The organism is Caldimonas sp. KR1-144 (genome assembly GCF_049446155.1).
In the GTDB taxonomy this organism is placed as follows: Bacteria; Pseudomonadota; Gammaproteobacteria; order Burkholderiales; family Burkholderiaceae_C; genus Rivibacter.
In genome coordinates this window covers 388,978-411,113 of sequence record NZ_JBMSEE010000005.1, presented here as the reverse complement: position 1 = coordinate 411,113, position 22,136 = coordinate 388,978, and the positions used below count along the sequence as shown (strand labels likewise).

General features: G+C 70.5%; 20 protein-coding genes and 1 tRNA gene. 10 read left to right on the top strand and 11 right to left on the bottom strand.

The window, feature by feature from the left end; translation table 11 throughout:
• Positions 1 to 6: 6 nt before the first annotated feature.
• The 7 genes from ACO2TI_RS14755 to argS all read right to left on the bottom strand — a co-directional run bounded on the left by ACO2TI_RS14755 (position 7) and on the right by argS (position 7,513).
• Positions 7 to 1,257 (bottom strand): THUMP domain-containing class I SAM-dependent RNA methyltransferase, encoded by a 1,251-nt coding sequence (locus ACO2TI_RS14755; protein ID WP_423285391.1) that lies wholly within the window; start codon positions 1,255 to 1,257, stop codon positions 7 to 9.
• Positions 1,254 to 2,813 carry an RNA polymerase factor sigma-54 gene (locus ACO2TI_RS14750; protein ID WP_423285389.1) on the bottom strand — a complete coding sequence of 520 codons (1,560 nt, stop codon included), beginning with the start codon at positions 2,811 to 2,813 and terminating at the stop codon, positions 1,254 to 1,256. The genes ACO2TI_RS14755 and ACO2TI_RS14750 overlap by 4 nt, the downstream gene beginning before the upstream one ends.
• Positions 2,814 to 2,837: 24 nt before the next feature.
• Complete coding sequence (gene lptB, locus ACO2TI_RS14745; RefSeq protein WP_423285387.1) at positions 2,838 to 3,614, bottom strand: LPS export ABC transporter ATP-binding protein; 777 nt, start codon at positions 3,612 to 3,614, stop codon at positions 2,838 to 2,840.
• Between the two features lie 82 nt (positions 3,615 to 3,696).
• On the bottom strand, positions 3,697 to 4,230 hold the full coding sequence (gene lptA / locus ACO2TI_RS14740) for a lipopolysaccharide transport periplasmic protein LptA (protein ID WP_423285385.1): 534 nt from the start codon (positions 4,228 to 4,230) through the stop codon (positions 3,697 to 3,699).
• 212 nt (positions 4,231 to 4,442) lie between these two features.
• On the bottom strand, positions 4,443 to 5,090 hold the full coding sequence (locus tag ACO2TI_RS14735) for a thiol:disulfide interchange protein DsbA/DsbL (protein WP_423285383.1): 648 nt from the start codon (positions 5,088 to 5,090) through the stop codon (positions 4,443 to 4,445).
• A gap of 93 nt (positions 5,091 to 5,183) precedes the next feature.
• Positions 5,184 to 5,810, bottom strand: coding sequence for an SPOR domain-containing protein (locus ACO2TI_RS14730; RefSeq protein ID WP_423285382.1), 627 nt, complete (start codon positions 5,808 to 5,810; stop codon positions 5,184 to 5,186).
• Positions 5,811 to 5,827: 17 nt separating this feature from the next.
• On the bottom strand, positions 5,828 to 7,513 hold the full coding sequence (gene argS, locus ACO2TI_RS14725) for an arginine--tRNA ligase (RefSeq protein ID WP_423285380.1): 1,686 nt from the start codon (positions 7,511 to 7,513) through the stop codon (positions 5,828 to 5,830).
• Between the two features lie 146 nt (positions 7,514 to 7,659).
• Here argS and ACO2TI_RS14720 point away from each other — a divergent pair, with 146 nt between their 5' ends.
• Both ACO2TI_RS14720 and ACO2TI_RS14715 read left to right on the top strand, forming a co-directional pair.
• Complete coding sequence (locus ACO2TI_RS14720) at positions 7,660 to 8,991, top strand: serine/threonine-protein kinase (protein WP_423285378.1); 1,332 nt, start codon at positions 7,660 to 7,662, stop codon at positions 8,989 to 8,991.
• Positions 8,992 to 9,097: 106 nt separating this feature from the next.
• Complete coding sequence (locus ACO2TI_RS14715) at positions 9,098 to 9,400, top strand: PsiF family protein (protein WP_423285376.1); 303 nt, start codon at positions 9,098 to 9,100, stop codon at positions 9,398 to 9,400.
• Positions 9,401 to 9,424: 24 nt separating this feature from the next.
• On the opposite strand, the gene ACO2TI_RS14710 is transcribed toward ACO2TI_RS14715, so the two are convergent.
• Positions 9,425 to 9,880 carry a DUF2214 family protein gene (locus ACO2TI_RS14710; RefSeq protein WP_423285374.1) on the bottom strand — a complete coding sequence of 152 codons (456 nt, stop codon included), beginning with the start codon at positions 9,878 to 9,880 and terminating at the stop codon, positions 9,425 to 9,427.
• 19 nt (positions 9,881 to 9,899) lie between these two features.
• Positions 9,900 to 10,844, bottom strand: coding sequence for a LysR family transcriptional regulator (locus ACO2TI_RS14705; RefSeq protein ID WP_423285373.1), 945 nt, complete (start codon positions 10,842 to 10,844; stop codon positions 9,900 to 9,902).
• Between the two features lie 99 nt (positions 10,845 to 10,943).
• On the opposite strand from ACO2TI_RS14705, the gene ACO2TI_RS14700 reads away from it, so the two are divergent.
• From ACO2TI_RS14700 to ACO2TI_RS14665, 8 genes are all read left to right on the top strand, one after another.
• On the top strand, positions 10,944 to 11,717 hold the full coding sequence (locus tag ACO2TI_RS14700) for a sulfite exporter TauE/SafE family protein (RefSeq protein WP_423285372.1): 774 nt from the start codon (positions 10,944 to 10,946) through the stop codon (positions 11,715 to 11,717).
• A 41-nt stretch (positions 11,718 to 11,758) separates the two neighbouring features.
• On the top strand, positions 11,759 to 13,348 hold the full coding sequence (aceB, locus tag ACO2TI_RS14695) for a malate synthase A (RefSeq protein ID WP_423285371.1): 1,590 nt from the start codon (positions 11,759 to 11,761) through the stop codon (positions 13,346 to 13,348).
• A gap of 264 nt (positions 13,349 to 13,612) precedes the next feature.
• The gene (locus ACO2TI_RS14690) at positions 13,613 to 15,649 is read left to right on the top strand and encodes a M13 family metallopeptidase (RefSeq protein ID WP_423285369.1); all 2,037 of its coding nucleotides are present in this window, start codon (positions 13,613 to 13,615) and stop codon (positions 15,647 to 15,649) included.
• A 52-nt stretch (positions 15,650 to 15,701) separates the two neighbouring features.
• Positions 15,702 to 16,724 (top strand): MFS transporter, encoded by a 1,023-nt coding sequence (locus ACO2TI_RS14685; protein ID WP_423285367.1) that lies wholly within the window; start codon positions 15,702 to 15,704, stop codon positions 16,722 to 16,724.
• Positions 16,714 to 17,952, top strand: coding sequence for an NAD(P)/FAD-dependent oxidoreductase (locus ACO2TI_RS14680; RefSeq protein ID WP_423285366.1), 1,239 nt, complete (start codon positions 16,714 to 16,716; stop codon positions 17,950 to 17,952). Before ACO2TI_RS14685 ends, ACO2TI_RS14680 begins: the two co-directional genes overlap by 11 nt.
• Positions 17,953 to 18,026: 74 nt before the next feature.
• The gene (locus tag ACO2TI_RS14675) at positions 18,027 to 18,812 is read left to right on the top strand and encodes a class II glutamine amidotransferase (protein ID WP_423285365.1); all 786 of its coding nucleotides are present in this window, start codon (positions 18,027 to 18,029) and stop codon (positions 18,810 to 18,812) included.
• A 102-nt stretch (positions 18,813 to 18,914) separates the two neighbouring features.
• Positions 18,915 to 20,123, top strand: coding sequence for a DUF4382 domain-containing protein (locus tag ACO2TI_RS14670; protein WP_423285363.1), 1,209 nt, complete (start codon positions 18,915 to 18,917; stop codon positions 20,121 to 20,123).
• A 160-nt stretch (positions 20,124 to 20,283) separates the two neighbouring features.
• The gene (locus ACO2TI_RS14665; protein ID WP_423285361.1) at positions 20,284 to 21,048 is read left to right on the top strand and encodes a LytR/AlgR family response regulator transcription factor; all 765 of its coding nucleotides are present in this window, start codon (positions 20,284 to 20,286) and stop codon (positions 21,046 to 21,048) included.
• Between the two features lie 6 nt (positions 21,049 to 21,054).
• Here ACO2TI_RS14665 and asd read toward each other — a convergent pair whose 3' ends face one another.
• Both asd and ACO2TI_RS14655 read right to left on the bottom strand, forming a co-directional pair.
• Positions 21,055 to 21,909 (bottom strand): archaetidylserine decarboxylase, encoded by an 855-nt coding sequence (gene asd, locus ACO2TI_RS14660; RefSeq protein ID WP_423285359.1) that lies wholly within the window; start codon positions 21,907 to 21,909, stop codon positions 21,055 to 21,057.
• A gap of 135 nt (positions 21,910 to 22,044) precedes the next feature.
• Positions 22,045 to 22,120: transfer RNA gene (locus ACO2TI_RS14655), tRNA-Arg, on the bottom strand.
• Positions 22,121 to 22,136: the final 16 nt, after the last annotated feature.

Below are 22,136 nucleotides of genomic sequence, written 5' to 3'. Positions count from 1 at the left end.
CGGTGATCAGCCAGCGTCGGAGGGCGCGGCGTCCTTCGGCGCGCGCGCCGACCCGGCCACCATGTCGAAGCGGAACAGCCGGCATTCGATCGGGCCGTTCCACATCGGCACGCGCCGGCTTTCCTTCAGGCGCATCGCCTGGGGCAGCTTGGCGTCGGGGCTCAGCACCCACGCGGTCCAGCCGGCGTAGTGGCGCTTCCAATGCGCCGCCAGGCGCGCGAAGAAGTCGTCGGCCGGCGCGCCGGATTCGCCGCCGCTCACGAACCCCTCCCGCGCGACGCGCTCGCCGCGCGTGCCCTTGGGCGCGATGCGCTCGCCGTAGGGCGGATTGAGCATCAGCGTGCCGCGCTCGGCCGGCGCCGGGCGCTGCAGGGCATCGGCGGTTTTGAACTCGATTGCCGCGCGCACGCCAGCGCGCTCGGCATTGCGCGCGGCGAAGTCGGTCATGCGAAACGACACGTCGCCGGCGAAGATCGGCACGCGCGGCGCATGCTGCGCTGCGCGCGCGGCCTCGCGCAGCTCGCGCCAGGCCGACTGCGAGGCAGCATCGCGAAACGGCCGCTGGCGCTCGAACGCGAAGCGGCGGTGCAGCCCGGGCGCGATACCGCAGGCGAGCTGGGCCGCCTCGACGGCAATCGTGCCCGAGCCGCACACCGGATCGAGCAGCGGCCCGTCTTCCTCGCGGCCCTGCCAGCCGGCCGCCGCGAGCATCGCCGCGGCCAGCGTCTCCTTCAGCGGCGCCTCGCCCTTGTCCTCGCGCCAGCCGCGCTTGAACAGCGCCTCGCCGGAGGTATCGACGTATAGCGACGCGTCATGCTCGCCGAGATGCAGCACCAGCGGCAGGTCGGGGCGTTGCGTGTCGACGCTAGGGCGTGCGCCCTCGCGCTCGCGCAGCTGGTCGCACACGGCGTCCTTCACGCGAAGCGCGGCGAAGTTGAGGCTGCGCAGCGGCGAACGCTGCGCGGTGGTGTCGACGCGCAAGGTTTCGCGCGGGCCGAGCCACTGCTCCCAGGCTACGCCGCGCGCGAGCGCATAGAGGTCGTCCTCGTTGCGATACGGGCCGTACGCAACGCGCCACAGCACGCGCTGCGCGATGCGGCTGCCGAGGTTGAGCGCCATCGCCTCGCGCGCGCCGCCTTGCACGGCGACGCCGCCGCGCTGCGGCTCGATGCGCGCTTGCGGCAGCAGCCGCGCGGCTTCATCGGCAAGCCAGGCTTCGACGCCGGCGGCGCAAGGCAGGAAGAGCCAGTCGTTCACAGGGCCCGCCGCAGATTGGCCGGCGCGATCTTCAGCGCCTCGCGGTACTTGGCCACGGTGCGGCGCGCGACCTGGATGCCCTGCTCCTCCAGCATCTGGCTGAGCTGGCTGTCCGACAGCGGCTTGCGCGCGTCTTCGGCGGCGACCAGTTGCTTGATCAGCGCGCGCACGGCGGTGCTCGAGGCGTTGCCGCCGGCGTCGGTGTTCAGCGAGGAGCCGAAGAAGTACTTCAGCTCGAAGGTGCCGAACGGCGTGGCCATGTATTTGGCCGTGGTCACGCGCGAGATGGTGGACTCGTGCAGGCCCAGCTCGTCGGCGATCTCGCGCAGCACCAGCGGCTTCATCGCGATCGCGCCGTGGCTGAAGAAGGCCTTCTGGCGCTCGAGGATGGCCTGGCTGACGCGCTGGATGGTGTCGAAGCGCTGCAGGATGTTCTTCATGAACCAGCGCGCCTCCTGCAGCCGCGCGCCGAGCGCCTGCGAGCCTTCGCCGCCGCCGTTGCGCGCGCCGCCGCGGTGCGCCTTGAGCGCCTGGGCGTAGAGGTCGTTGATGCGCAGCTTGGGCATCACGTCGGGGTTGAGCACGACCTTCCAGCCCCGGCCCGACTTCTGCACGATCACGTCGGGCACGACCACGTTGGCTTCGGCGCGCGTGAATGGACGCCCGGGCTTGGGTTCGCAGCGGCGGATCAGCGTCTGCGCCTGCTTGAGCAGCTCCTCGTCGGCGCCGGTGGCCTGGCCGAGCTTGCGCATGTCGCGCCGCGCGAGCAGCTCGAGGTGATGCTTGCAGATCAGGATCGCGACGGCCTGCGCCTCGCAGCGCTCCAGCTGGCGCAGCTGCAGCACCAGGCACTCGGCCAGGTCGCGCGCGCCCACGCCGGTCGGCTCCAGGCTTTGCAGCCATTTGAGCGCGCACTGCAGGCGGCCGGTCAGCTCCTCGAGTTGCTCGGCATCCTGCGGATCGTCGACCAGGCGCGCGGCGATGTCTTCGATCGCATCGGCCAGGTAGCCGTCTTCGTCGAGCGAGTCGATCAGCACCAGCACCGCCGCGCGGTCGAGGTCGGACAGTCGCATGCCGCGCAGCTGCTCGCGCAGGTGGTCCTCGAGGCTTTGCGAAGGCGCGTTGCGCTCCATCGGGTCGAGCTCGTCGCCGTCGGTGGCCGCGCCGGGGCCGGCCAGGCTGGGCGTCTCGCGGATGCCGTCGAAGTCGTCGCGCTCGGTGCCGTTCTCCCAGTCGTCGCGCGCGGTGGCGCCGAACTCCAGCGAGTCGACGCTGTCCACGCTGGCCGGCGCGTCGGCGTCGCCGCCGGCCTCCCAGGGCTCGTCGTCGGCGCTGCGCTCGGTGGCCGTGATGCGCTCAGTCGTCAGCGTCGAGGCCGAAGCCTCGAAGGGGTTGGGCGCCTCTTCGTCCAGCTCGAGGAAGGGATTCGCCTCGAGCATCTGCTCGACTTCCTGGTGCAGCTCCAGCGTCGACAGCTGCAGCAGCCGGATCGACTGCTGCAGCTGTGGCGTGAGCGCCAGATGCTGCGAAAGGCGAACCTGCAAGGACGGCTTCATGGACTGCTCTCTCGGCCGCTTGCGTTACATGCGGAAGTGCTCGCCGAGATAAACCTTTCGTACGTCCGGGTTCTCGACGATCTGTTCGGGCCGCCCCTCGGCGAGCACGCGTCCCTCGCTGATGATGTAGGCGCGGTCGCAGATGCCCAGCGTCTCGCGCACGTTGTGATCGGTGATCAGCACGCCGATGCCGCGCGCCTTGAGGAATCCGATGATGCGCTGGATCTCGATCACCGCGATCGGATCGACGCCGGCAAAAGGCTCGTCGAGCAGGATGAAGCGCGGCTGCGTCGCCAGCGCACGCGCGATCTCGACGCGCCTGCGCTCGCCGCCCGACAACGCCAGCGCCGGGCTGTCGCGCAGCTTCTCGATCGACAGGTCGTGCAGCAGGCCGTCGAGCAGCTGCTCGATGCGCGCCGGCGCATACGGCTTGCCGGACTCGTCTTGCTGCAGCTCGAGCACAGCGCGGATGTTCTCCTCGACGTTGAGCTTGCGGAAGATCGAGGCTTCCTGCGGCAGGTACGACAGCCCCAGGCGCGAGCGCTCGTGGATCGGCAGCCGCTCGACCGGCCGGCCATCGATGCGGATCTCACCTGCATCGGCACGCACCAGGCCGACGATCATGTAAAAACTGGTCGTCTTGCCGGCGCCGTTGGGGCCCAGCAGGCCGACCACCTCGCCGGCGTCGACCGCCAGGTGCACTTCCTTGACGACCTTGCGCGCGCCGTAGGTCTTCTGCAGGCCGTTGGCCTCGAGGCGGCTCGTGGCCGGCAGGGCCGCGGCGGCAGGCAGCGCGCTCATGGCTGCCCCCACGCTTGCGGCTGCGTCGCGGCGCTGTCCCCCGCGGGGGCCGAGCATGTCTTGAGGCGGCTCGGCGACATGCTCACTTCGCCCCCGCCTCCGACGCCGCCGTCTCGCGCGGCGTCAGCACGCCGCGCACGCGCCCCGACGGCGCCGCCGACGAGGGCCCGCCGACGACCTGGAAGACCTCGGTCGTGTTGTCGTAGGAGATCGTGTTGCCGGCCACCTCGTCGGCCAGCGTCGTGCCGCGAAAGCGCTTGAGCACCGCCTGATTGACCAGTCGCACGGTGTCGGCCCGCCCGTCGTACTCCAGGCGCTCGGCCTCGCCCTCGACGATTTCGTCGATGCCCTCGCGCTTCTGGCGGAAGTAGGCGCGGCGGCTGCTGTTGCCGGTCGCGATGGCGAACTGGTAGCCCTCGGGCGTCTGGCGCACCTCGACGCGATCAGCGCGGATGACGATCGTGCCCTTGGTGATCTCGACGTTGCCGCTCAGGATGTTGACCTGCCGAAGGTCGTCGACCTTGGCCGAATCGGCTGCGAATTCCAGCGGCCGGTTGCGGTCGGCCTTCTCGGCCCGCAGGCCAGGCGCGGCCGACAAGGCCGCAAGGGCCAGCACGGCGGTGGACAGTCTGCGAAGAGAGAGCGAGAGCGGCATTTCGACGGCACGAATCTTGCGGATCATTCTAGTTCAGGGGCCCGCCATCGTTTGCGCCGTGGCGCCGCCAAGACGACGCTCCATCGTCGCTTGACGAGCGCCGGCGCGCGGCTGCAGAAAGGGCAACGGCCGCCCGCGGGCGGCCGTCGAGATCGGCACGTGCAGCGCCGCGCCTACTTCTTGCGGATCTGCGCGACCAGGAAGTCCGTCACCGCCAGCGCGCGATCGTTGCCGCCGGCCAGCGTGCCCGAGGTATAGAACTGGCCGTTGATGCCCATCGCCGGCGTGCCGTCGATCTTGTAGCCGGCCGACAGCGCGGCCGCCTGCTTGGACTTGGTCTGCACCGAGAACGAGTTCAGCACCTCGGCGAACTTGGCGCGCTCAACGCCGTTCTTGGCCGCGAAGTCGAGGATCTTGTCCTGCGTGTCGAGCATGTTGCGCTCGAGGTGGATCGCGCTGAAGACCTTGCGGTGCAGCGTGTCGACCAGACCCAGCGCCTCGATCGCGAAGTAAAGGCGCTGGTGGATACCGAACGGCACCTCGCGAAAGGCCACCGGCATGCGGCGAAACAGCACATCGGCGGGCTGGCGCTTGGCCCACGCGTCGAGCGCGGGCTCGAACTGGAAGCAGTGCGGGCAGCCGTACCAGAAGAACTCGACGACCTCGATCTTGGCCGGATCGAGCGTCGGCTGGCGAGTCGCGAGCTTGACGTAGTGGGTGCCCTCGACCGGGCCGCCTTGCGCCTGCGCCGCGACGGGCAGCAGCGCCGCCGCCGCGCCACCCAGCGCCAGCGAGGTCGTGAACTCACGACGGTTCAGCATGAAGACCAATCCTTTCTGCGTTGTTCGGCACCGGATCTCGGTGGCCGTGCGGGGAGGAGTCCGCCGCGCGGCGTTTGGTTCACTGGCCTTGCCCTACTTCTGCACGCGAACGAGCGCCGCCTCGACTGCGTTGCCGGCCAGCTTGTCCTGGGTCGCCTCGGCATCGCCGCGCTTGTCGAACGGACCGACGCGCACGCGGTACACGGTGCGCCCGCCCTGCTCGCGCTCGGTGATGCGCGACTCGAAGCCCAGCATCGCCAGCTTGGCGCGCTGTTGCTCCGCGTCTTCGGTGCGCCCATAGGCGCCGGCCTGCACGAAATAGACGAACGCTTCAGGCGCTGCCGGGGATGACGCGGCGCCGGGCTTCGCGGCCGCCGCCGTGGCGGTAGCAGGCGCCGAGGCCGCGCCAGGCTTGGCGGTCGCAGCCGCCGGCGCGGGCGCGATGCCGGGCGGCGGCACCGCCGGGCCGGGCGTTGCCGCCGGCGCGGCCGGACGCGCGCCGGCCTTGCCGTTGAGCGGCGCGTTGGGGTCCCAGTTCTTGTTGCGCTCGGCCTCGGCGGCGTCCTGTTCGGCCGTGCGCTGCGGCACCTTGTTGATGAACGGGATCGGCACCTTGCTCACGTAGAGCGCAACACCCAGCGCAAGTCCGAGGCCGACGAGCAGGCCAACGACAAGGCCGATCAGGAAGCCGCCACGCTGGCGGGCCGGGAAAGCAGTCATGCGGTCTCCGAAGGGATTCACATCTTCTCGGGCGCGCTCACGCCCAGCACGGCCAGGCCGTTGCGCAGCACCTGGGCGGTGGCGGCCAGCAGCGCAACGCGCGCGCGCGTGAGCGCTGCGTCATCGGTCAGGAAGCGCTCGGCGGCGTAGTAGCTGTGGAAGGCGCTCGCGACGTCGCGCAGGTAGAAGGCCACGTCGTGCGGCGCGAGGTCGCGCGCGGCCGCGGCCAGCATCTCGGGGAACGCCGCGAGCTTGAGCAGCAGCGCGGCCTCGGCGGGCGCGGCGAGGCGCGACAGGTCGGCGCCGGGCAGCGTGGCCGCGTCGCCGCCGTGCTCGGCGGTCCACTGCGCGATCACCGAGCAGATGCGCGCATGCGCATATTGCACATAGAAAACCGGGTTCTCGTCGTTCTTCTTCAGCGCGAGGTCGACGTCGAAGGTGAACTCGGTGTCGGCCTTGCGGCTGATCAGGAAGAAGCGCACCGCGTCGCGGCTGGTCCAGTCGATCAGGTCGCGCAGCGTCACGTAGCCGCCGGCGCGCTTGGAGATCTTGACCTCCTCGCCGCCCTTCATCACGCGCACCATCGTGTTGAGCACGTAGTCGGGGTAGCCGGGCGGGATGCCGGCCTTGGCGGCCTGCAGGCCGGCGCGCACGCGCGCGATCGTGCCGTGGTGGTCGGTGCCCTGGATGTTGACGACCTTGACGAAGCCGCGCTCCCACTTGGCGATGTGATAGGCCACGTCCGGCACGAAGTAGGTGTAGCTGCCGTCGGACTTGCGCATCACGCGGTCCTTGTCGTCGCCGTACTCGGTGGTGCGCAGCCACAGCGCGCCGCCTTCCTCGTAGGTCTTGCCGGCCTCGATCAGGCGCTCGACCGTGTCGGTCACGCGCCCGCTGGTGTAGAGGCTGGACTCGAGGTAGTAGTTGTCGAAGCGAACGCCGAAGGCCTGCAGGTCCAGGTCCTGCTCGTGGCGCAGGTAGGCCACCGCGAACTGGCGCATGCCGTCGAGGTCTTGCGGGTCGCCCGAGGCGGTGAACTCGCGGTCGTCGGCACGCACCGTCTTCTTCGCGAGGAAGTCGTTCGCGATGTCGGCGATGTACTCGCCGTTGTAGGCGGCCTCGGGCCAGGCCGCGTCGCCGGGCTTGAGGCCGTCGACACGCGCCTTGACCGACAGCGCGAGGTTGCCGATCTGCACGCCGGCATCGTTGTAGTAGAACTCGCGCGTGACCTGCCAGCCCTGGGTCTCGAGCAGGTTGCAGATCGCGTCGCCCAGCGCGCCCTGGCGACCGTGGCCGACGTGCAGCGGCCCGGTCGGGTTGGCCGAGACGAACTCGACCATGACCTTCTCCTCGCGCGCCGGCGCACGGCCAAAGGCCTCGCCCTCGGCCAGCACGTCGGCCACCACGGCCTGCTTGGCGGCAGGCTTGAGGCGCAGGTTGATGAAGCCGGGGCCGGCGATTTCGAGCGCCTCGACCCATTGCGCGACGACCGGCTTGGCCGACAGCGCCGCGACCAGCGTCTGCGCGACCTCGCGCGGGTTCTTCTTGAGCGGACGCGCGAGCTGCATCGCCGCGGTGATGGCCAGGTCGCCGTGCGCGGCCTGCTTGGGGTTCTCGAACGCTGCGGCCGGGGCTTCGCCGGGCGCCAGCTCGTTCAGCGCTTCGCCCAAAGCGCCCAGAAGCGCCTGTTTCACTCGGATCATCGGGCGATTCTACGGGTCGGGTTCGCGCGAGGCGCCCGGGCCACGCTCGCGTGAAGCAATCGGCAGGCGCTGCGCGACGGCGCTTGTCGCGTCATGCGCCGCGTGGACAATCGTTCGACACCGCGCCCGTCGGCGCTCGCCCTTTGATGACCTCCCCCGTCACGTCCATCGACCGCATCGGCAAGTACCGCGTGCTGCGCGTGCTCGGCGAAGGCGCGACCAGCGAGGTCTTCCTCGGCCACGACGAGTTCAATGACCGGCCGGTCGCGATCAAGCGCGTGCGACCGAGCGCGCTGACCGACCGCCACGGCGGCACGCAGCAGGCGCACTTCTTCGCCGCCGAAGCGGCGCTGGTCGGTCAGCTCCACCATCCCAACGTCGTGCAGATCTACGACGCGGTGCCCGACCCGGCCGGGCCCTACGTGGTGATGGAGTACGTGCCGGGCACGACGCTGCGCGAGTTCTGCCGCCAGGATGCGCTGCTGCCGCTGGAGCAGGTGGTCGAAATCGGCTTCAAGTGCGCGATGGCGCTGGACTACGTCTGGCGCCAGGGCCTGATCCACCGGGACGTCAAGCCGGCCAACATCCTGGCCACGCTGTCGCCCGCCCAGCAGATCACCGACGTCAAGATCAGCGACTTCGGCAGCGTGCTGAACCTGTCGGCCGACACCACGCAGGTGTTTCGCGTCGGCTCGCTGGCCTACATGCCGCCCGAGCAGCTCGACGGCGATGCACTCGACACGCGCGCCGACATCTACGCCCTCGGCGCGGTGCTCTATCACCTGATCGCCGGGCGCCCGCCGTTCGAGGCGCCGACGCAGCCGGCGCTGATGAGCCTCATCTGCACCGCGCAGCCGGCACCGCTGCCTGGCCTGCGCGCCGGCGTGGAGCCCGCGGTCGACGAGGTCGTGCAGCGCGCGCTCGCCAAGTCGCCGGCCGACCGCTACCAGGACTGGCACAGCTTCGCGCAGGCGCTCTCGTCGCTGGTGGCCAACCAGCACGTGCCACGCGGCAACCTGCAGGCCGTGCTCGACTCAGAGCGCTTCAACCTGCTGCGCAGCCTCGAGTTCTTCAACCAGTTCGGCGATGTCGAACTGTGGGAGGTGGTGCATCGGGCGAAGTGGCTGCGCTATCCGCTCGCGCACCGCATCTACAAGCGCGGCGAGGAAGGCAACACCTTCCACATCATTGCGCAGGGCTCGGTCGAGGTGTACCGCGAAGGCCAGCGCGTGGCCCATCTGGGCGCCGGCACCTCGGTCGGCGAGATGGCCTACCTCGCGCCCAACCCCGAGCTGCGCCGCCACAGCGCCGACGTCGTCGTGACCGAGCCGGCCGCGACGATCGCCTTCACGCCCGAGGCGATGGCGCGCCTGAGCCCGAGCTGCCGCCACCTGTTCGACGAAGCCTTCATCCGCGTGCTGGTGCGCCGCCTGCACGTCGCGCACGAGGCCCTCGCGCACCCGCGCCGCATCCTGTGACGGTTTGACGAACCGTTGACAGGGACTCGCCGCACTTGTGGCCCGCCGAAGGGCCATGCTTGAATCGCGCCGTCAATCGCTCCAACGCCTTACCGGAGACCGAACGATGAAGTCGCTGTTCACCGCCTTGCTCCTCGGCACCGCACTGTGTGCCGCCCAGGCCCAGACCGCCGCCCCCGCTTCCGCGCCGGCCAAGGCCCCCACCGCCCAGCAGGAAAAGATGAAGTCCTGCAACGCCGAGGCCGGCGACAAGAAGGGCGACGAGCGCAAGGCCTTCATGAAGCAATGCCTCTCGGCCAAGGCGCCGACCCAGCAGGAGAAGATGAAGACCTGCAATGCCGAAGCCGGCGACAAGAAGGGCGACGAGCGCAAGGCCTTCATGTCGGAGTGCCTGAAGAAGAAGGCGTGACGGCCTGGGGCGCCTGGCGGCGCCTCATCGCGTGAGCAGGCCGCGCGCGAGCATCACCGCCAGCAACGGCGGACCGATCACCAGATGCGCCTGCAGCATCACCCAGCGGCGCGCTGCGCGCACCTCGTCGGCCGGGGGCAGCGCGCCCGCCGTGTCGACCAGGCGCTGCCAGCGCCGGAACGCGCGCGTGGGCGGCAGCGAGCACAGCCCGATCGTCGCGTAGAGCACGACCTTGCCCCACAGCAGCGGCTGGCTGCCGTACCAGGCCAGGCCCTTCATGCCCCAGACCGCGCGCGCGACGCCGGTCAGCAGCACCGCCATCGCGGCGAGCAGGTAGTAAAGGTCCAGCCGCGACAGCCGCCGCACCGCGTCCGTGTTGAGCCACTCGGGCCGGCACAGCGCCGCCTCGCTGGCAAGGAACGTGACGAGCGACAGGATCGCGACGATGTGGGCGTAGGCGAGCAGGGCTTCGAGCGTCATGGAGCGTGGCCGTTAGGGCTCAGGCGGCAGCGCGCACCGGCGGCGCCGGGCGCGCCGCGCCACCGCTCCAGTACGTTGCCTCGCCGTAGGTCTGCTTGAGCAGGTCGATCCACAGCCGCACCCGCAGCGGCAGGTGGCGGCGCTGCGCGAACACCGCGTAGATGCCGTTCGGCGGCGCTGCGAAGTCGTCGAGCACGCTGACCAGCGCGCCGCTGGCGACCTCGTGCTCGACCTCCCAGGTGCTGCGCCAGGCGATGCCGTGGCCCGCCAGGCACCAGTCGTGCAGCACCTGGCCGTCGGAGCAGTCGAGCCGACCGGGTGGTTTCAGATGAATGACCTCGCCCTCGACCGTGAAGGCCCAGCCGCGCGTCTGGCTGGCATCCGAACTCAGCGACAGGCACTGGTGGCGCGCCAGATCGCCCGGATGGGCCGGCGTGCCATGCCGCTTGAGGTAGGCCGGCGTCGCGACGCACAGCCGGCGGTTGTCGGCGAGGCGGATGCTGACCAGGCTCGAATCCGGCAGGTTGCCGACCCGCACTGCGCAGTCGTAGCCCTCGTTGACGATGTCGACCACGCGGTCACTCAGGTTCAGCGACACCGAAACCTCGGGGTGCGCCTGCGCGAACACCGGCACCAGCGGCGCGACGTGGCGGCGCCCGAAACCGGCCGGCGCGGTGACGCGCAAATGGCCACTGGCCTTGACGCCGCCAGCACTGACGGCCGCTTCGGCATTGGCCAGATCGGACAGCAAGCGCTGACAATCCTCGAGGTAGGCGCTGCCCTCGTGGGTCAGCGTGATGCGCCGCGTCGTGCGCACGAGCAGCTTCACGCCCAGGCGCGCCTCGAGCCCGTCGATGCGCCGGCCGATCACCGCCGGCGCCACGCCCTCGGCGTTGGCGGCGGCGGTGAGGCTACCCTTGGTCGCGACGGCGACGAAGGATTCGATCTGCTTGAGCCGGTCCATGGGTGGGCGTCCGGCGGGCAGATTAGGCTTGTCAAAGTAAAAGATCAAGCGCTTTGGCGCTGGTTAATCATCAACAGTGTTGCTAATAGAGTGCGATCCATGCTCTCGCTCTTCGACGCCGCCTTGATCGGCGCCGGCGCCTTTGCCGCCGGCGCGGTGAACTCGGTCGCGGGCGGCGGCAGCTTCTTTTCCTTCCCGGCGCTGCTGGCGGTCGGGGTGCCGCCGGTGGTGGCGAACGCGAGCAATTCGGTCTCGCTGTGGCCGGGAAGCCTGTCGGGCGCCTGGGCCTACCAGCGCGAGCTGCGGACACTCGCGCGCTACCTGCTGCCGATGGCGCTGGTCTCGCTGGCCGGCGGCGCCCTCGGCGGCTGGCTGCTGCTGCGCACCAGCGACGGCGCGTTCGCGCAGATGATCCCGTGGCTGCTGGCCTTCGCGACCGCGCTGTTCGCGTTCAGCCCGCAACTGTCGGCCGCGCTCGCGCGCTGGCGCGGCCACCGCCGCGGCGCAGGTGGGCGCGGCGGCTGGCTGGCGCAGGCACTGGTCTCCGTCTACGGCGGCTTCTTCGGCGCCGGCATGGGCATCCTGATGATGGCCAGCCTGTCGATCGCCGGCCACGACGACGTGCAGGAAGTCAACGCGATCAAGAACTTGCTGTCGGCGCTGATCTACACCGTGACCGTGATCACCTTCGTCGTCGCCGGCGCGGTGAGCTGGCCGCACACTGCGACCATGCTCGCGACCGCCACCGTCGGCGGCTGGTGGGGCGCGACGATGGCGCGCAGGCTGCCGGCCGTTTGGCTGCGCCGCGTCGTGATCGTGGTGGCCTTGCTGCTGACGCTGCACTATTTCTTCAAGGTCTACGGCGCGGCCTGACGCGCCACACGCTCAACTTCGAAAACCAGGAGCACACAACCATGCAAACCGCGAGCCTCAACCTGCCGCAGGGCATGCAGATCACCGGCACGATCGAACCCGGCTTCGAAGCCATCCTGAGCAAGGACGCGCTCGAACTCGTCGCCAAGCTGCACCGCGCCTTCGAGCCGCGCCGGCAGGCGCTGCTGGCCGCGCGCGTCGAGCGCGCCAAGCGCCTGGACGCGGGTGAGCGCCCCGACTTCCTGCCCGAAACCAAGGCGATCCGCGACGGCGACTGGAAGGTCGCGCCGATCCCCAAGGCGCTGCAGTGCCGCCGCGTCGAGATCACCGGTCCGGTCGACGCCAAGATGGTGATCAACGCCTTCAACTCCGGCGCCGACAGCTACATGACCGACTTCGAGGACAGCAACACGCCCTCGTGGTCGAACCAGATCCGCGGGCAGATCAACCTCTACCAGGCGATCCGCCGCTCGCTGACGCTCGAACAGAACGGCAAGACCTACAAGCTCAACGACAAGATCGCGACGCTGCAGGTGCGCCCGCGCGGCTGGCACCTCTCCGAGAAGAACGTGCTGGTCGACGGTGCACGCGTCTCGGGCGGCATCTTCGACTTCGCCCTCTTCCTGTTCCACAACGCGCGCGAGCAGATCGCGCGCGGCGCCGGGCCGTTCTTCTACCTGCCCAAGATGGAAAGCCATCTCGAGGCGCGCCTGTGGAACGACGTCTTCGTGATGGCGCAAAACGAGCTCGGCCTGCCGCAGGGCACAATCAAGGCGACGGTGCTGATCGAGACCATCCTCGCCGCGTTCGAGATGGACGAGATCCTCTATGAACTGCGCGAGCACAGCGCCGGTCTCAACGCCGGACGCTGGGACTACATCTTCTCGTGCATCAAGAAGTTCAAGGTCGACAAGAACTTCTGCCTGGCCGACCGCGCCAAGGTCACGATGACGGCGCCGTTCATGCGCGCCTACGCGCTGCTGCTGCTCAAGACCTGCCACAAGCGCGGCGCGCCCGCGATCGGCGGCATGAGCGCGCTGATCCCGATCAAGAACGATCCGGAAAAGAACGCCGTCGCGATGGCCGGCATCATCAACGACAAGAAGCGCGACGCGACCGACGGCTACGACGGCGGCTGGGTCGCGCACCCGGGCCTGGTCGAGCCGGCGATGAAGGAGTTCGTCGCGGTGCTGGGCGACAGGCCCAACCAGTTCGAGAAGCAAAAGCCCGAGGTCAGCGTGAGCGCCGCCGACCTGCTGAACTTCCAGCCCGAGGCGCCGATCACCGAGGCCGGCCTGCGCATGAACATCAACGTCGGCATCCACTACCTGGGCGCCTGGCTGGCCGGCAACGGCTGCGTGCCGATCCACAACCTGATGGAAGACGCCGCCACCGCCGAGATCAGCCGCTCGCAGGTCTGGCAGTGGATCCGCAGCCCCAAGGGCGTGCTCGAGGACGGCCGCAAGGTCACGGCCGAGATGGTGCGCGGCCTGATCCCCGAGGAGCTGGCCAAGATCAAGGCCGGCGGCTTCGAGGGCAAGTTCGACCGCGCGGCGCAGATCTTCGAGCAGATGAGCACGCAAGACGCGTTTGCCGAGTTCCTGACGCTGCCGCTCTACGAAGAGGTGTAGGCGAGCCCCCACGCTCACTGCGTTCGCCGCCCCCCCCGAGGGGGCCCTTGCTGCGGACCGGCGAAGCCGGATCCGCGCAAGACCTCGGACCCCTCGCGGGCAGCTGGCTCGCTCCCTCGGGGGTGCTGGCCCCGGCCGCGCAAACACGGAGCCAGGGCGCCTCGCGACCCGATTTCCGCGCTTCATCGCGCGAGGGGATGACAGGCGAGCCCGTTTCGCTACATTGCGGCGCGCGCCTACCGGCGCGTCGATGGAGCCGCCCACGTGAACACCCCTCGCGCCCTCTCGCCGAACCGCCTCGTCGTTGCTGCCCTGCTCGGTCTGGCCTGCACCGTGGGCCTGGCCCAGACCTCGGGCATCGACCGCTCGCTCAACGACCGGTCGGTGCGCATCCAGGACGACTTCTACCGTCACGTCAACGGCGGCTGGGTCGACAAGACGCCGATCCCGGAGCATCGCGCGAGCATCGGTGCCTTCGAGCAGATCCACGAGAACACGCAGCCGCAGCTGCGCGGCCTGATCGAGGCAGCAATGCGCCGCCCGGCCGATGCGCACGCGCGCAAGATCGGCGACCTCTACGCCAGCTTCATGGACGAGGCCCGGCTCGAGGCGCTGGGCGCAAAGCCGCTGGCCGCCGAGCTCGCCGCGATCGATGCGGTCAAGACCGCCGGCGAGCTGTCGGCGCTGTTCGCACGCCACACCGCGCTCGGCGTGCCCTCGCCGCTGGGCTTCTGGATCCACCAGGACGCCAAGGATTCGTCGCGCATCGTTGCCGACCTCGCGCAAGGCGGCCTCGGCCTGCCCGACCGCGACTACTACCTCAACACCGACGACGCCCGCCTGGCCACGGTGCGCGAGCAATACGTCGTGATGCTCGCGCGGCTGTACGGTCTCGCGGGCATCGGCGAGACCCAGGCGCGCAGCGACGCCAAGGCTGTGCTGGCGCTGGAGACCGAGATCGCGCGCGTCTCGCGCTCGCGCGTCGACAACCGCGATCCGGTCAAGCTCTACAACCCCTACGAGCTCGGCGCGCTGCATGCGCTTGCGCCGCAGATCGGATGGCAACTCTGGCTCGAGGCCGGCGGCCTGGCCGGCAAGATCGACTCGCTGATCGTGAGCCAGCCGGAGTTCGTCACCGGCATCGGCAAGCTCTTCGAGACCACGCCTGTCGAGACCTGGCGCGCCTACGCGCGCGGCCGGCTGCTGTTCACCTATGCGCCCTACCTCAGCCGCGACTTCGTCGACGCACGCTTTGCCTTCGTCGGCCCGGTGCTGCGCGGCACGCCGGAGCTGCCGCCGCGCTGGAAGCGCGGTGTGCAGCAAGTCGAGCTGTCGATGGGCGAGGCGCTGGGCCGGCTCTACGTGGCGAAGTACTTCCCGCCGGCCTCGAAGGTCCGCATGGAAAAGCTGGTGGCCAACCTGCTCGAGGCCTACCGCCAGGGCATCGCCCGGCTCGACTGGATGAGCCCGGAGACCAAGAAGGAAGCGCAGGCCAAGCTGGCCACCTTCACGCCCAAGATCGGCTACCCCAAGCGCTGGATCGACTACTCGTCGCTGGAGATCCGCCGCGACGACCTGGCGGGCAATGTCATGCGCGCCAGCCTGTTCGACCATGCGCGCCAGATCGCCAAGCTGGGCAAGCCGGTCGACCGCGACGAGTGGCTGATGACGCCGCAGACCGTCAACGCCTACTACAACCCCGAGCTCAACGAGATCGTGTTCCCGGCCGCGATCCTGCAGCCGCCCTTCTTCGACCCCAAGGCCGACGACGCCGCGAACTACGGCGGCATCGGCTCGGTGATCGGGCACGAGATCAGCCACGGCTTCGACGACGAGGGCAGCCAGTACGATGGCCAGGGCCACCTGCGCAACTGGTGGACGGCCGAGGACCGCGCGCGCTTCGAGGCCAAGGCCGACAAGCTGGTCAAGCAGTACGACGCCTTCGAGCCGGTGCCCGGCTACCGCGTCAACGGCCGGCTCACGCTCGGCGAGAACATCGCCGACGTCTCTGGCCTGGCGATCGCCTACCAGGCCTGGCAGCTCTCGCTGAACGGCCGGCCGGCAAAGAAGATCGGCGGTCTCTCCGGCGCCGAGCGCTTCTTCTACGGCTATGCGCAGATCTGGCGCGGCAAGCGCCGCGAGCAGGCGCTGATCGAGCTGCTGAAGTCCAACCCGCACTCGCCCGACGAGTACCGCGCCAACGGCGCGGTGCGCAACGAGCAGGGCTTCTACGACACCTTCGGCGTCAAGCCGGGCGACCGGCTCTACCTCGCGCCCGAGGAGCGCGTGAAGATCTGGTGACGCGCGCGGCGCAGGCGGCTCGCGCAAAATCGCGCGGCCCCAGCCGCCCGCGATGAGCGCCACGCCCGCCCCCGAAGTCCACGCGCCCGACTCGCTCGAGGCGCTCAAGGCGCGCCACGGCGCGCGCTTTCGCTGGCTGGTGGTGCTGACGGTGATGATCGGCACCGTCGCGTCGATCCTCGCGTCGACCATCGTCAACGTCGCGGTGCCGGCGCTGGGCCCGAGCGTCGGCGGCGTGCTGGTCGAACACTTCGGCTGGCGCTCGATCTTCTTCTTCGTGCTGCCGTTTTGCGCGCTCGCGGCGCTGCTGGCGCGCCGCTACCTGCCGCATGCGCGGCCCGGCGGCGGCACGCCGGGCGGCAGCGATGTCGCGCTCGACCTGCCGGGACTCGCGATGCTGGCGGTGCTGATCCTCGCACTGCTCAACGGGCTGGTTCATCTGCATGGCCAGGCGCCGGTGCAAGGCCTGGCGCTGCTGGGCGTCGCGCTGGTGGCGCTGGTGGCCTTTGTCCTGCGACAGCGGCGAGCGGCGCACCCGCTGCTCGCGCCGGCGCTGTTTCGCGAACGCGGCTTCGCGATGGGCGCGATCGTAGCTTTCATCTACGGCATGGGCCTGTTCGGCTCGACCTATCTGGTGCCGGTGTTCATGCAGAACGCGCTGCACTTCCGGCCCACCGAAGCCGGTGCGGCGCTGCTGCCGGCCGGGCTGCTGCCGGCCGCGTCGTTCGCGCTGATGGCCGGCGTCGCGCCGGACACGGCACTGTGGGCGCTGGTGACGATCGCGATCGTCGGGCGCATCGGCCTGGGGCTGATCCTGCCATCGCTCAACCTGGCCGCGGTGCGCCGCACCGAGCCCGCCTTGCTGCCGCAGGCGGCCAGCGCGATCAACTTCCTGCGCCAGCTCGGCGGCGCGGTCGGCGTGAGTGCGGTCGGCATCGTGCTCGAATGGCGGCTGCGCGCGCACGCGGCGGATTCGTCGCACGTGGCGTTCGCGCAGACCTTCTGGATGATCGCGGCGGTGTGCGGCCTGGCCGCGATCGCCGCCTGGCGCATGGGAGACACACGTGTTCGATGACCGCAGCCTTCCGAATCACACCGAGGTCCTCGTGGTCGGCGCAGGACCGGCCGGCAGCGCCTGCGCGCTGTGGCTCGCGCGCCATGGCGTGGAGGTGGTGCTGGCGGACCAGCACGCCTTCCCGCGCGACAAGGTGTGTGGCGACGCGCTGATCCCCGACGCGCACCGCGCGCTCGCGCGCCTGGGCGTGCTCGACGAGGTGATGGCCGTCGCGCAGCGCGCCAGCCACGTCGGCTGCGTGGGCCCGCGGGGCGGGCGCGTCGAGGTGCCGGGGCGCCTGGCGGTGCTGCCGCGCCGGCAGCTCGACGACATCCTGTGCCGCGCCGCGGTCGCGGCAGGTGCGCGGCTGGCGGCACCGGCGCGCTTCGAGGGGCCGATCGAGGACGCCGGCAGCGTGGTCGGCGCGCGGCTCAAGCTGGCCGGCGAGTCGCGCGAGCTGCGCGCGCCGCACGTGGTGCTGGCCACCGGCGCGGTGCCGCACGCGCTGATCGCCGCCGGCATGTGCGAACGGCGCACGCCCAGCGGCGTCGCGCTGCGCGGCTACGTGCGCAACGACGCGATGGCCGAGCGGCTGCGCGCGCTCGACGTCGTCTGGCACCGCCGCCTGCGCGGCGGCTACGGCTGGATCTTTCCCGCGTCCGGCGGCCTGTTCAACATCGGCGTCGGCCTCACGCACAGCCACGAGCGCGCCGGCGACGGCGGGCGCCTGGCGATGGAAGACCTCAACCTGCGCGAGCTGTTCGCCACCTTCTGCGAGGTCTACGCGCCGGCGCGCGAGCTGATGCAAGGCGGCACGCTGCAAGGCGAGCTCAAGGGCGCGCCGCTGCGCTGCTCGCTCGAAGGCGCGCGCCTGAGCCGCCCGGGCCTGCTGGTCACCGGCGAGGCGGTGGGCAGCACCTACTCATTCACCGGCGAAGGCATCGGCAAGGCAATGGAAACCGGCCTGCTCGCGGCCGAAGCGCTGCTCGCCGCGCGCGACGAAAGGCTCGACGACGGCGCGCTGCGCGCGCGCTACGAGGCCGCGATCGGCCGGCTCAAGCCGCGCTTCGATCTCTACGAGCGCGCCAACCGCGTCAACCACCACCCGTGGCTGGCCGACCTGCTGATCTGGCGCGCCGGCCGCAGCGCGAGGGTGCTGCGGCGCATGGCCGGCGTGCTCGAGGAAACCGGCAATCCGGGCAACCTGGTCAGCGCGCGCGGCATCCTGCGGTTGTTCCTCCCCGTCTAGGGCCTGTTAACACTATGGGAGGGCTCGCGCCGGCGCGATACTGGCGTGCAAGATCCCTGAAACGCATTGCTCCCATGTGCCAGCTGCTCGGCATGAACGCGAACACGCCGACCGACATCGTGTTCAGCTTCACCGGCTTCTCGACCCGCGCCGAGGAGCACAAGGACGGCTTCGGCATCGCCTTCTTCGAAGGCCCCGGCGTGCGCTGCTTCGTCGACCACCAAAGCGCGAACAGCTCGCCGATCGCCGAGATGGTGCGGCGCTACCCGATCAAGAGCGACAACATCGTCGCCCACATCCGCAAGGCCACGCAGGGCCGCGTTGCGCTGGAGAACACCCACCCCTTCGTGCGCGAGCTGTGGGGCCGCTACTGGGTGTTCGCGCACAACGGCGACCTGAAGGATTTCCGGCCCAAGCTGCACGCGGCGTTCCGCCCGGTCGGCGACACGGACAGCGAGCGCGCGTTCTGCTGGCTGCTGCAGGAGCTGGCCAAGAACCACGCCTCGGTGCCCAGCGTCACCGACCTGTCCGACACGCTGCGCGAGCTGGTCGCCCCGGTCGCGCGGCACGGCGCGTTCAATTTCGTGCTCAGCAACGGCCAGGCACTGTGGGCGCACGGCTCGACCAAGCTGCACTACCTGGTGCGCGAACACCCGTTTCGCGCCGCGCGGCTGCAGGACGCCGACGTCACGGTCGACTTCGCCGAGCACACGACGCCGCGTGACCGCGTCGCGATCGTGGTCACCGAGCCACTGACGGCCGACGAGCCCTGGGTCGCTTTCGAGGCGGGACAGTTGCTGACCTTCGCTGACGGGGCGCCGCTCGTCACCCCCAAGCGACCGTTCGCGCGGCACGCGTAGCCCCTGGTTGCAATCGACACCGGCACGAGCGTTGCCCATGGGCAGCGTGCGTGACAACGTGCCGGGTCTGGGTCGGTCCAGACCCGCACCATCGAGACAGCCATGAAGAACCTGTACGCCCTCACCCGACGCCGCGTCGCGTCGCTCCTCGTCGGCGGCGGCCTTGCCGTCGTGCTCGCTGCCTGCGGCGGCGGCAGCGACGGCAACGGCGGCACCGGCTCGATGCGCTTCGCGCTGACCGATGCGCCGAGCTGCGGTGCCGACCACGTCTACGTCACGATCGACCGCATCCGCGTGCACCGCGATGCAAATGCCGAGGACGGCGACAGCGGCTGGTCCGAGCTGGTGCTCAGCCCCGCGCGCCGCGTCGACTTGCTGACGCTGCAAAACGGCGTGGCCGAGAACCTCGGCACCTTGCCGCTGCCGGCGGGCACCTACAGCCAAGTGCGCCTGGTGCTTGCGGCAAACGACAACGCCGCGCCGATCGAGAACGCGCTGGTGCTCACCGGCGACACCGACGAGATTGCGCTCACGACGCCCAGCGGCCAGCAAAGCGGCGTCAAGCTCAACATCCACGCCACCGTCGAGGCCAATGGCCTGGCCGACGTCGTGTTCGACTTCGACGCCTGCAAGTCCATCGTCAAGGCCGGCAACTCGGGCAAGTACCTGCTCAAGCCGGTGATCACCGCATCGCTCAACCCGGTGAGCGACATCGAGGGCGTGGTCGATCCGGCCGCCGACGGCGCGGTCGTCACCGCGCAGCAAGACGGCGTGGTCGTGAAGTCGACCGTCGCGGCGGACGACGGCAGCTTCATGCTGTGGCCGATCGAGCCGGGCACCTACGACGTCGTGATCACGGCGCCGACGCGTTCGACCGCGGTGCTCGCCGGCGTGACGGTGGGCAGCGGCCGCACGATCGTCAGCACCAGCGCCACGCCGCTGGTGCCCGCGACGGGCGCCACCTACCGCAGCGTCGCCGGCAGCGCCACGCTCGCAGCGCCGGCCACCAGCATCGAGGCCACCCTGCGCGCGCTGCAGACGCTGACCGGCGGCCCGACCGTCGAGGTCGCGGCGCAGCAGGTGTTCGACGACACGGCGCCCACCGTCGCCTACACCTTCTCGCTGCCGGCCAGCGCGCCGGGCAAGGCCACCTGGGCGGCCGGGACGACCAGCTACACCTTCACCGCCGACAGCGCGAGCGCCGTGGTCGGCAAGTACACGATCGAAGCCGGCGTCAGCGGTCTGCCGCTGCAGAGCAAGCCTGCCGACATCAGCAGCGCCGACGCGACGGGGATCAACTTCTCGTTCTGAAGCGCCGCGTCACCCGACGCCGGCACGGCCGCCCTCGGCGCCGTGCCGGCGTTGCCGCTTCCGGCCGGCCGGCGCGTGCCGCTCGATCACCGAAGCGCGGGGGCCGGCGCCTTCGGCGTCCTGCGACACTGCGCGCCGAGCCCGCCGCCGTCGTCGCCCGATGAACCTGCCCCCGCCCGCCGCCACCGCGCTGATCGCCGACGACGAGGAAGCGCCTCGCGAGCAGTTGCGCCACGCGCTGGCGCGCTGCTGGCCCGACCTGCGCATCGTGGCCGAGACCGCCGACGGCGCCGAAGCCTGGGACGCCTGGCTGGTGCACGAGCCGCGGCTCGTCTTTCTCGACGTACGCATGCCCATCCTGACGGGCTTGGACGTCGCGCAGCGCATCGGCGCGCGCGCTCACATCGTCTTCGTCGCCGCGCCGGGCGACCACGCGCTCGACGCCTTTGCTTCCGCCGCCGTCGACGTGCTGCTCAAGCCGGTCGACGAGCAGCCGCTGCGCGCCATCGTCGAGCGCCTGCAGCAGCCACGCCTGCACGAGCCGCCGCCGGATCTTCAGGCGCTGCTGGCGCGGCTCGTCGCGCGCCAGCGCGCGCCGGCGCCGCTCGAGGTGCTGCAAGCCGGCGTGGGCCGCGAGACCGAGGCCATCCCGGTCGCCGAGGTGATCTTCTTCGAGGCCGATGCGCGCTACACGCGCGTCGTGCATCGCGGCGGCGAGACGCTGGTCCGCGTGCCGCTGAAAGAGCTGCTGCCGCGGCTGGATCCGCAGCGTTTCTTGCAGGTGAACCGCTTCGCGATCGTCAACGAGCGCTGGATCACCGGGGCACTGCGCACCGACGACGGACAGATGACGCTGACGCTGCGCGAGCGTGCCGAGCGCTTGCCGGTCGCGCGGCCGTTGCAGGATCAGTTCAGGGGGCGGTGAGGCGCCTCAATCGCCGGCGGGCAGCTGCGCCATCGCCTCGCCGAAGCGGATCGCGCCGCCCGGCTGCCAGGCCGGGTTGAAGCGCAGGCCGATGTCCGGGAACAGCAGCACGACGGTCGAGCCGAGCAGGAAGCGGCCCATCTCATCGCCTTGCTGCAAGACGACCGGCGCCTCGTCGTAGCGCCATTCGCGTATGCGTCCCGGCCGAGGCGGGTTGACGACGCCGTGCCACACGGTGGCCATGCTGCCGACGATGGTCGCGCCCACCAGCACCAAGGCGAAGGGCCCATGCTCGCCCTCGAACAGGCACACGACCCGCTCGTTGCGCGCGAACAGCCCCGGCACGCCGGCGGCGGTGACCGGGTTGACCGAGAACAGGTCGCCCGGCACGTGGATCATGCGTCGCAGCCGGCCGTCGCAGGGCATGTGGATGCGGTGGTAGTCGCGCGGACTGAGGTACAGCGTCGCGAAGCTGCCGTGCTCGAACGGCGCGGCCGTCGCCGCATCGCCGCCCAGCAGCGTGGTCGTCGTGTAGTGATGGCCCTTGGCCTGCAGGATGCGGTGCTGGTCGATGGCGCCGAACTGGCTGATCGCGCCGTCGACCGGGCAGATGAAGGGCGCAGGCGCGATCGGCCGCACGCCGGGCTTGAGCGCGCGCGTGAAGAACTCGTTGAAGCTGGCGAAGGCGCTCGGGTCCGACAGCTCCGCCTCGCTCATGTCGACGCCGTAGCGCGCGATGAAGCGCCTGATCGCCGACGTCGTCACGCCGCCGAGCTGCGCACCCGCGGCGCGACCGGCGAGCACGGTGAGCCACTGTTTCGGGAGCAGGTACTGCGGCAGGACGGACAGGGGAGGCAGCATGGCGAAGGAGCGGACGCCGGCCGCTCGCGTGGGCGGCCCGGGGTATGAGGGGCGCCGACGATACCAAACCCGATCGGCGAGGCTTCGGCCGCACTGGGTGCCATCGGCGATGGTGGCGCTGCCCACGCTCCCGCGTGGCGCGCCCGGCTGGGATCGAACCAGCAACCCCTGCCTTCGGAGGGCAGTACTCTATCCATTGAGCTACGGGCGCGAAGAGCGCAAGTGTA

Coding starts and splice junctions, on each gene's coding strand:
- ACO2TI_RS14750 (WP_423285389.1), bottom strand. CDS start 2,813: ATGAAGCCGTCCTTGCAGGTTCGCCTTTCGCAGCATCTGGCGCTCACG.
- lptB (WP_423285387.1), bottom strand. CDS start 3,614: ATGAGCGCGCTGCCTGCCGCCGCGGCCCTGCCGGCCACGAGCCGCCTC.
- ACO2TI_RS14735 (WP_423285383.1), bottom strand. CDS start 5,090: ATGCTGAACCGTCGTGAGTTCACGACCTCGCTGGCGCTGGGTGGCGCG.
- ACO2TI_RS14730 (WP_423285382.1), bottom strand. CDS start 5,810: ATGACTGCTTTCCCGGCCCGCCAGCGTGGCGGCTTCCTGATCGGCCTT.
- argS (WP_423285380.1), bottom strand. CDS start 7,513: ATGATCCGAGTGAAACAGGCGCTTCTGGGCGCTTTGGGCGAAGCGCTG.
- ACO2TI_RS14720 (WP_423285378.1), top strand. CDS start 7,660: ATGACCTCCCCCGTCACGTCCATCGACCGCATCGGCAAGTACCGCGTG.
- ACO2TI_RS14715 (WP_423285376.1), top strand. CDS start 9,098: ATGAAGTCGCTGTTCACCGCCTTGCTCCTCGGCACCGCACTGTGTGCC.
- ACO2TI_RS14710 (WP_423285374.1), bottom strand. CDS start 9,880: ATGACGCTCGAAGCCCTGCTCGCCTACGCCCACATCGTCGCGATCCTG.
- ACO2TI_RS14705 (WP_423285373.1), bottom strand. CDS start 10,844: ATGGACCGGCTCAAGCAGATCGAATCCTTCGTCGCCGTCGCGACCAAG.
- ACO2TI_RS14700 (WP_423285372.1), top strand. CDS start 10,944: ATGCTCTCGCTCTTCGACGCCGCCTTGATCGGCGCCGGCGCCTTTGCC.
- aceB (WP_423285371.1), top strand. CDS start 11,759: ATGCAAACCGCGAGCCTCAACCTGCCGCAGGGCATGCAGATCACCGGC.
- ACO2TI_RS14685 (WP_423285367.1), top strand. CDS start 15,702: ATGAGCGCCACGCCCGCCCCCGAAGTCCACGCGCCCGACTCGCTCGAG.
- ACO2TI_RS14675 (WP_423285365.1), top strand. CDS start 18,027: ATGTGCCAGCTGCTCGGCATGAACGCGAACACGCCGACCGACATCGTG.
- ACO2TI_RS14670 (WP_423285363.1), top strand. CDS start 18,915: ATGAAGAACCTGTACGCCCTCACCCGACGCCGCGTCGCGTCGCTCCTC.
- ACO2TI_RS14665 (WP_423285361.1), top strand. CDS start 20,284: ATGAACCTGCCCCCGCCCGCCGCCACCGCGCTGATCGCCGACGACGAG.
- asd (WP_423285359.1), bottom strand. CDS start 21,909: ATGCTGCCTCCCCTGTCCGTCCTGCCGCAGTACCTGCTCCCGAAACAG.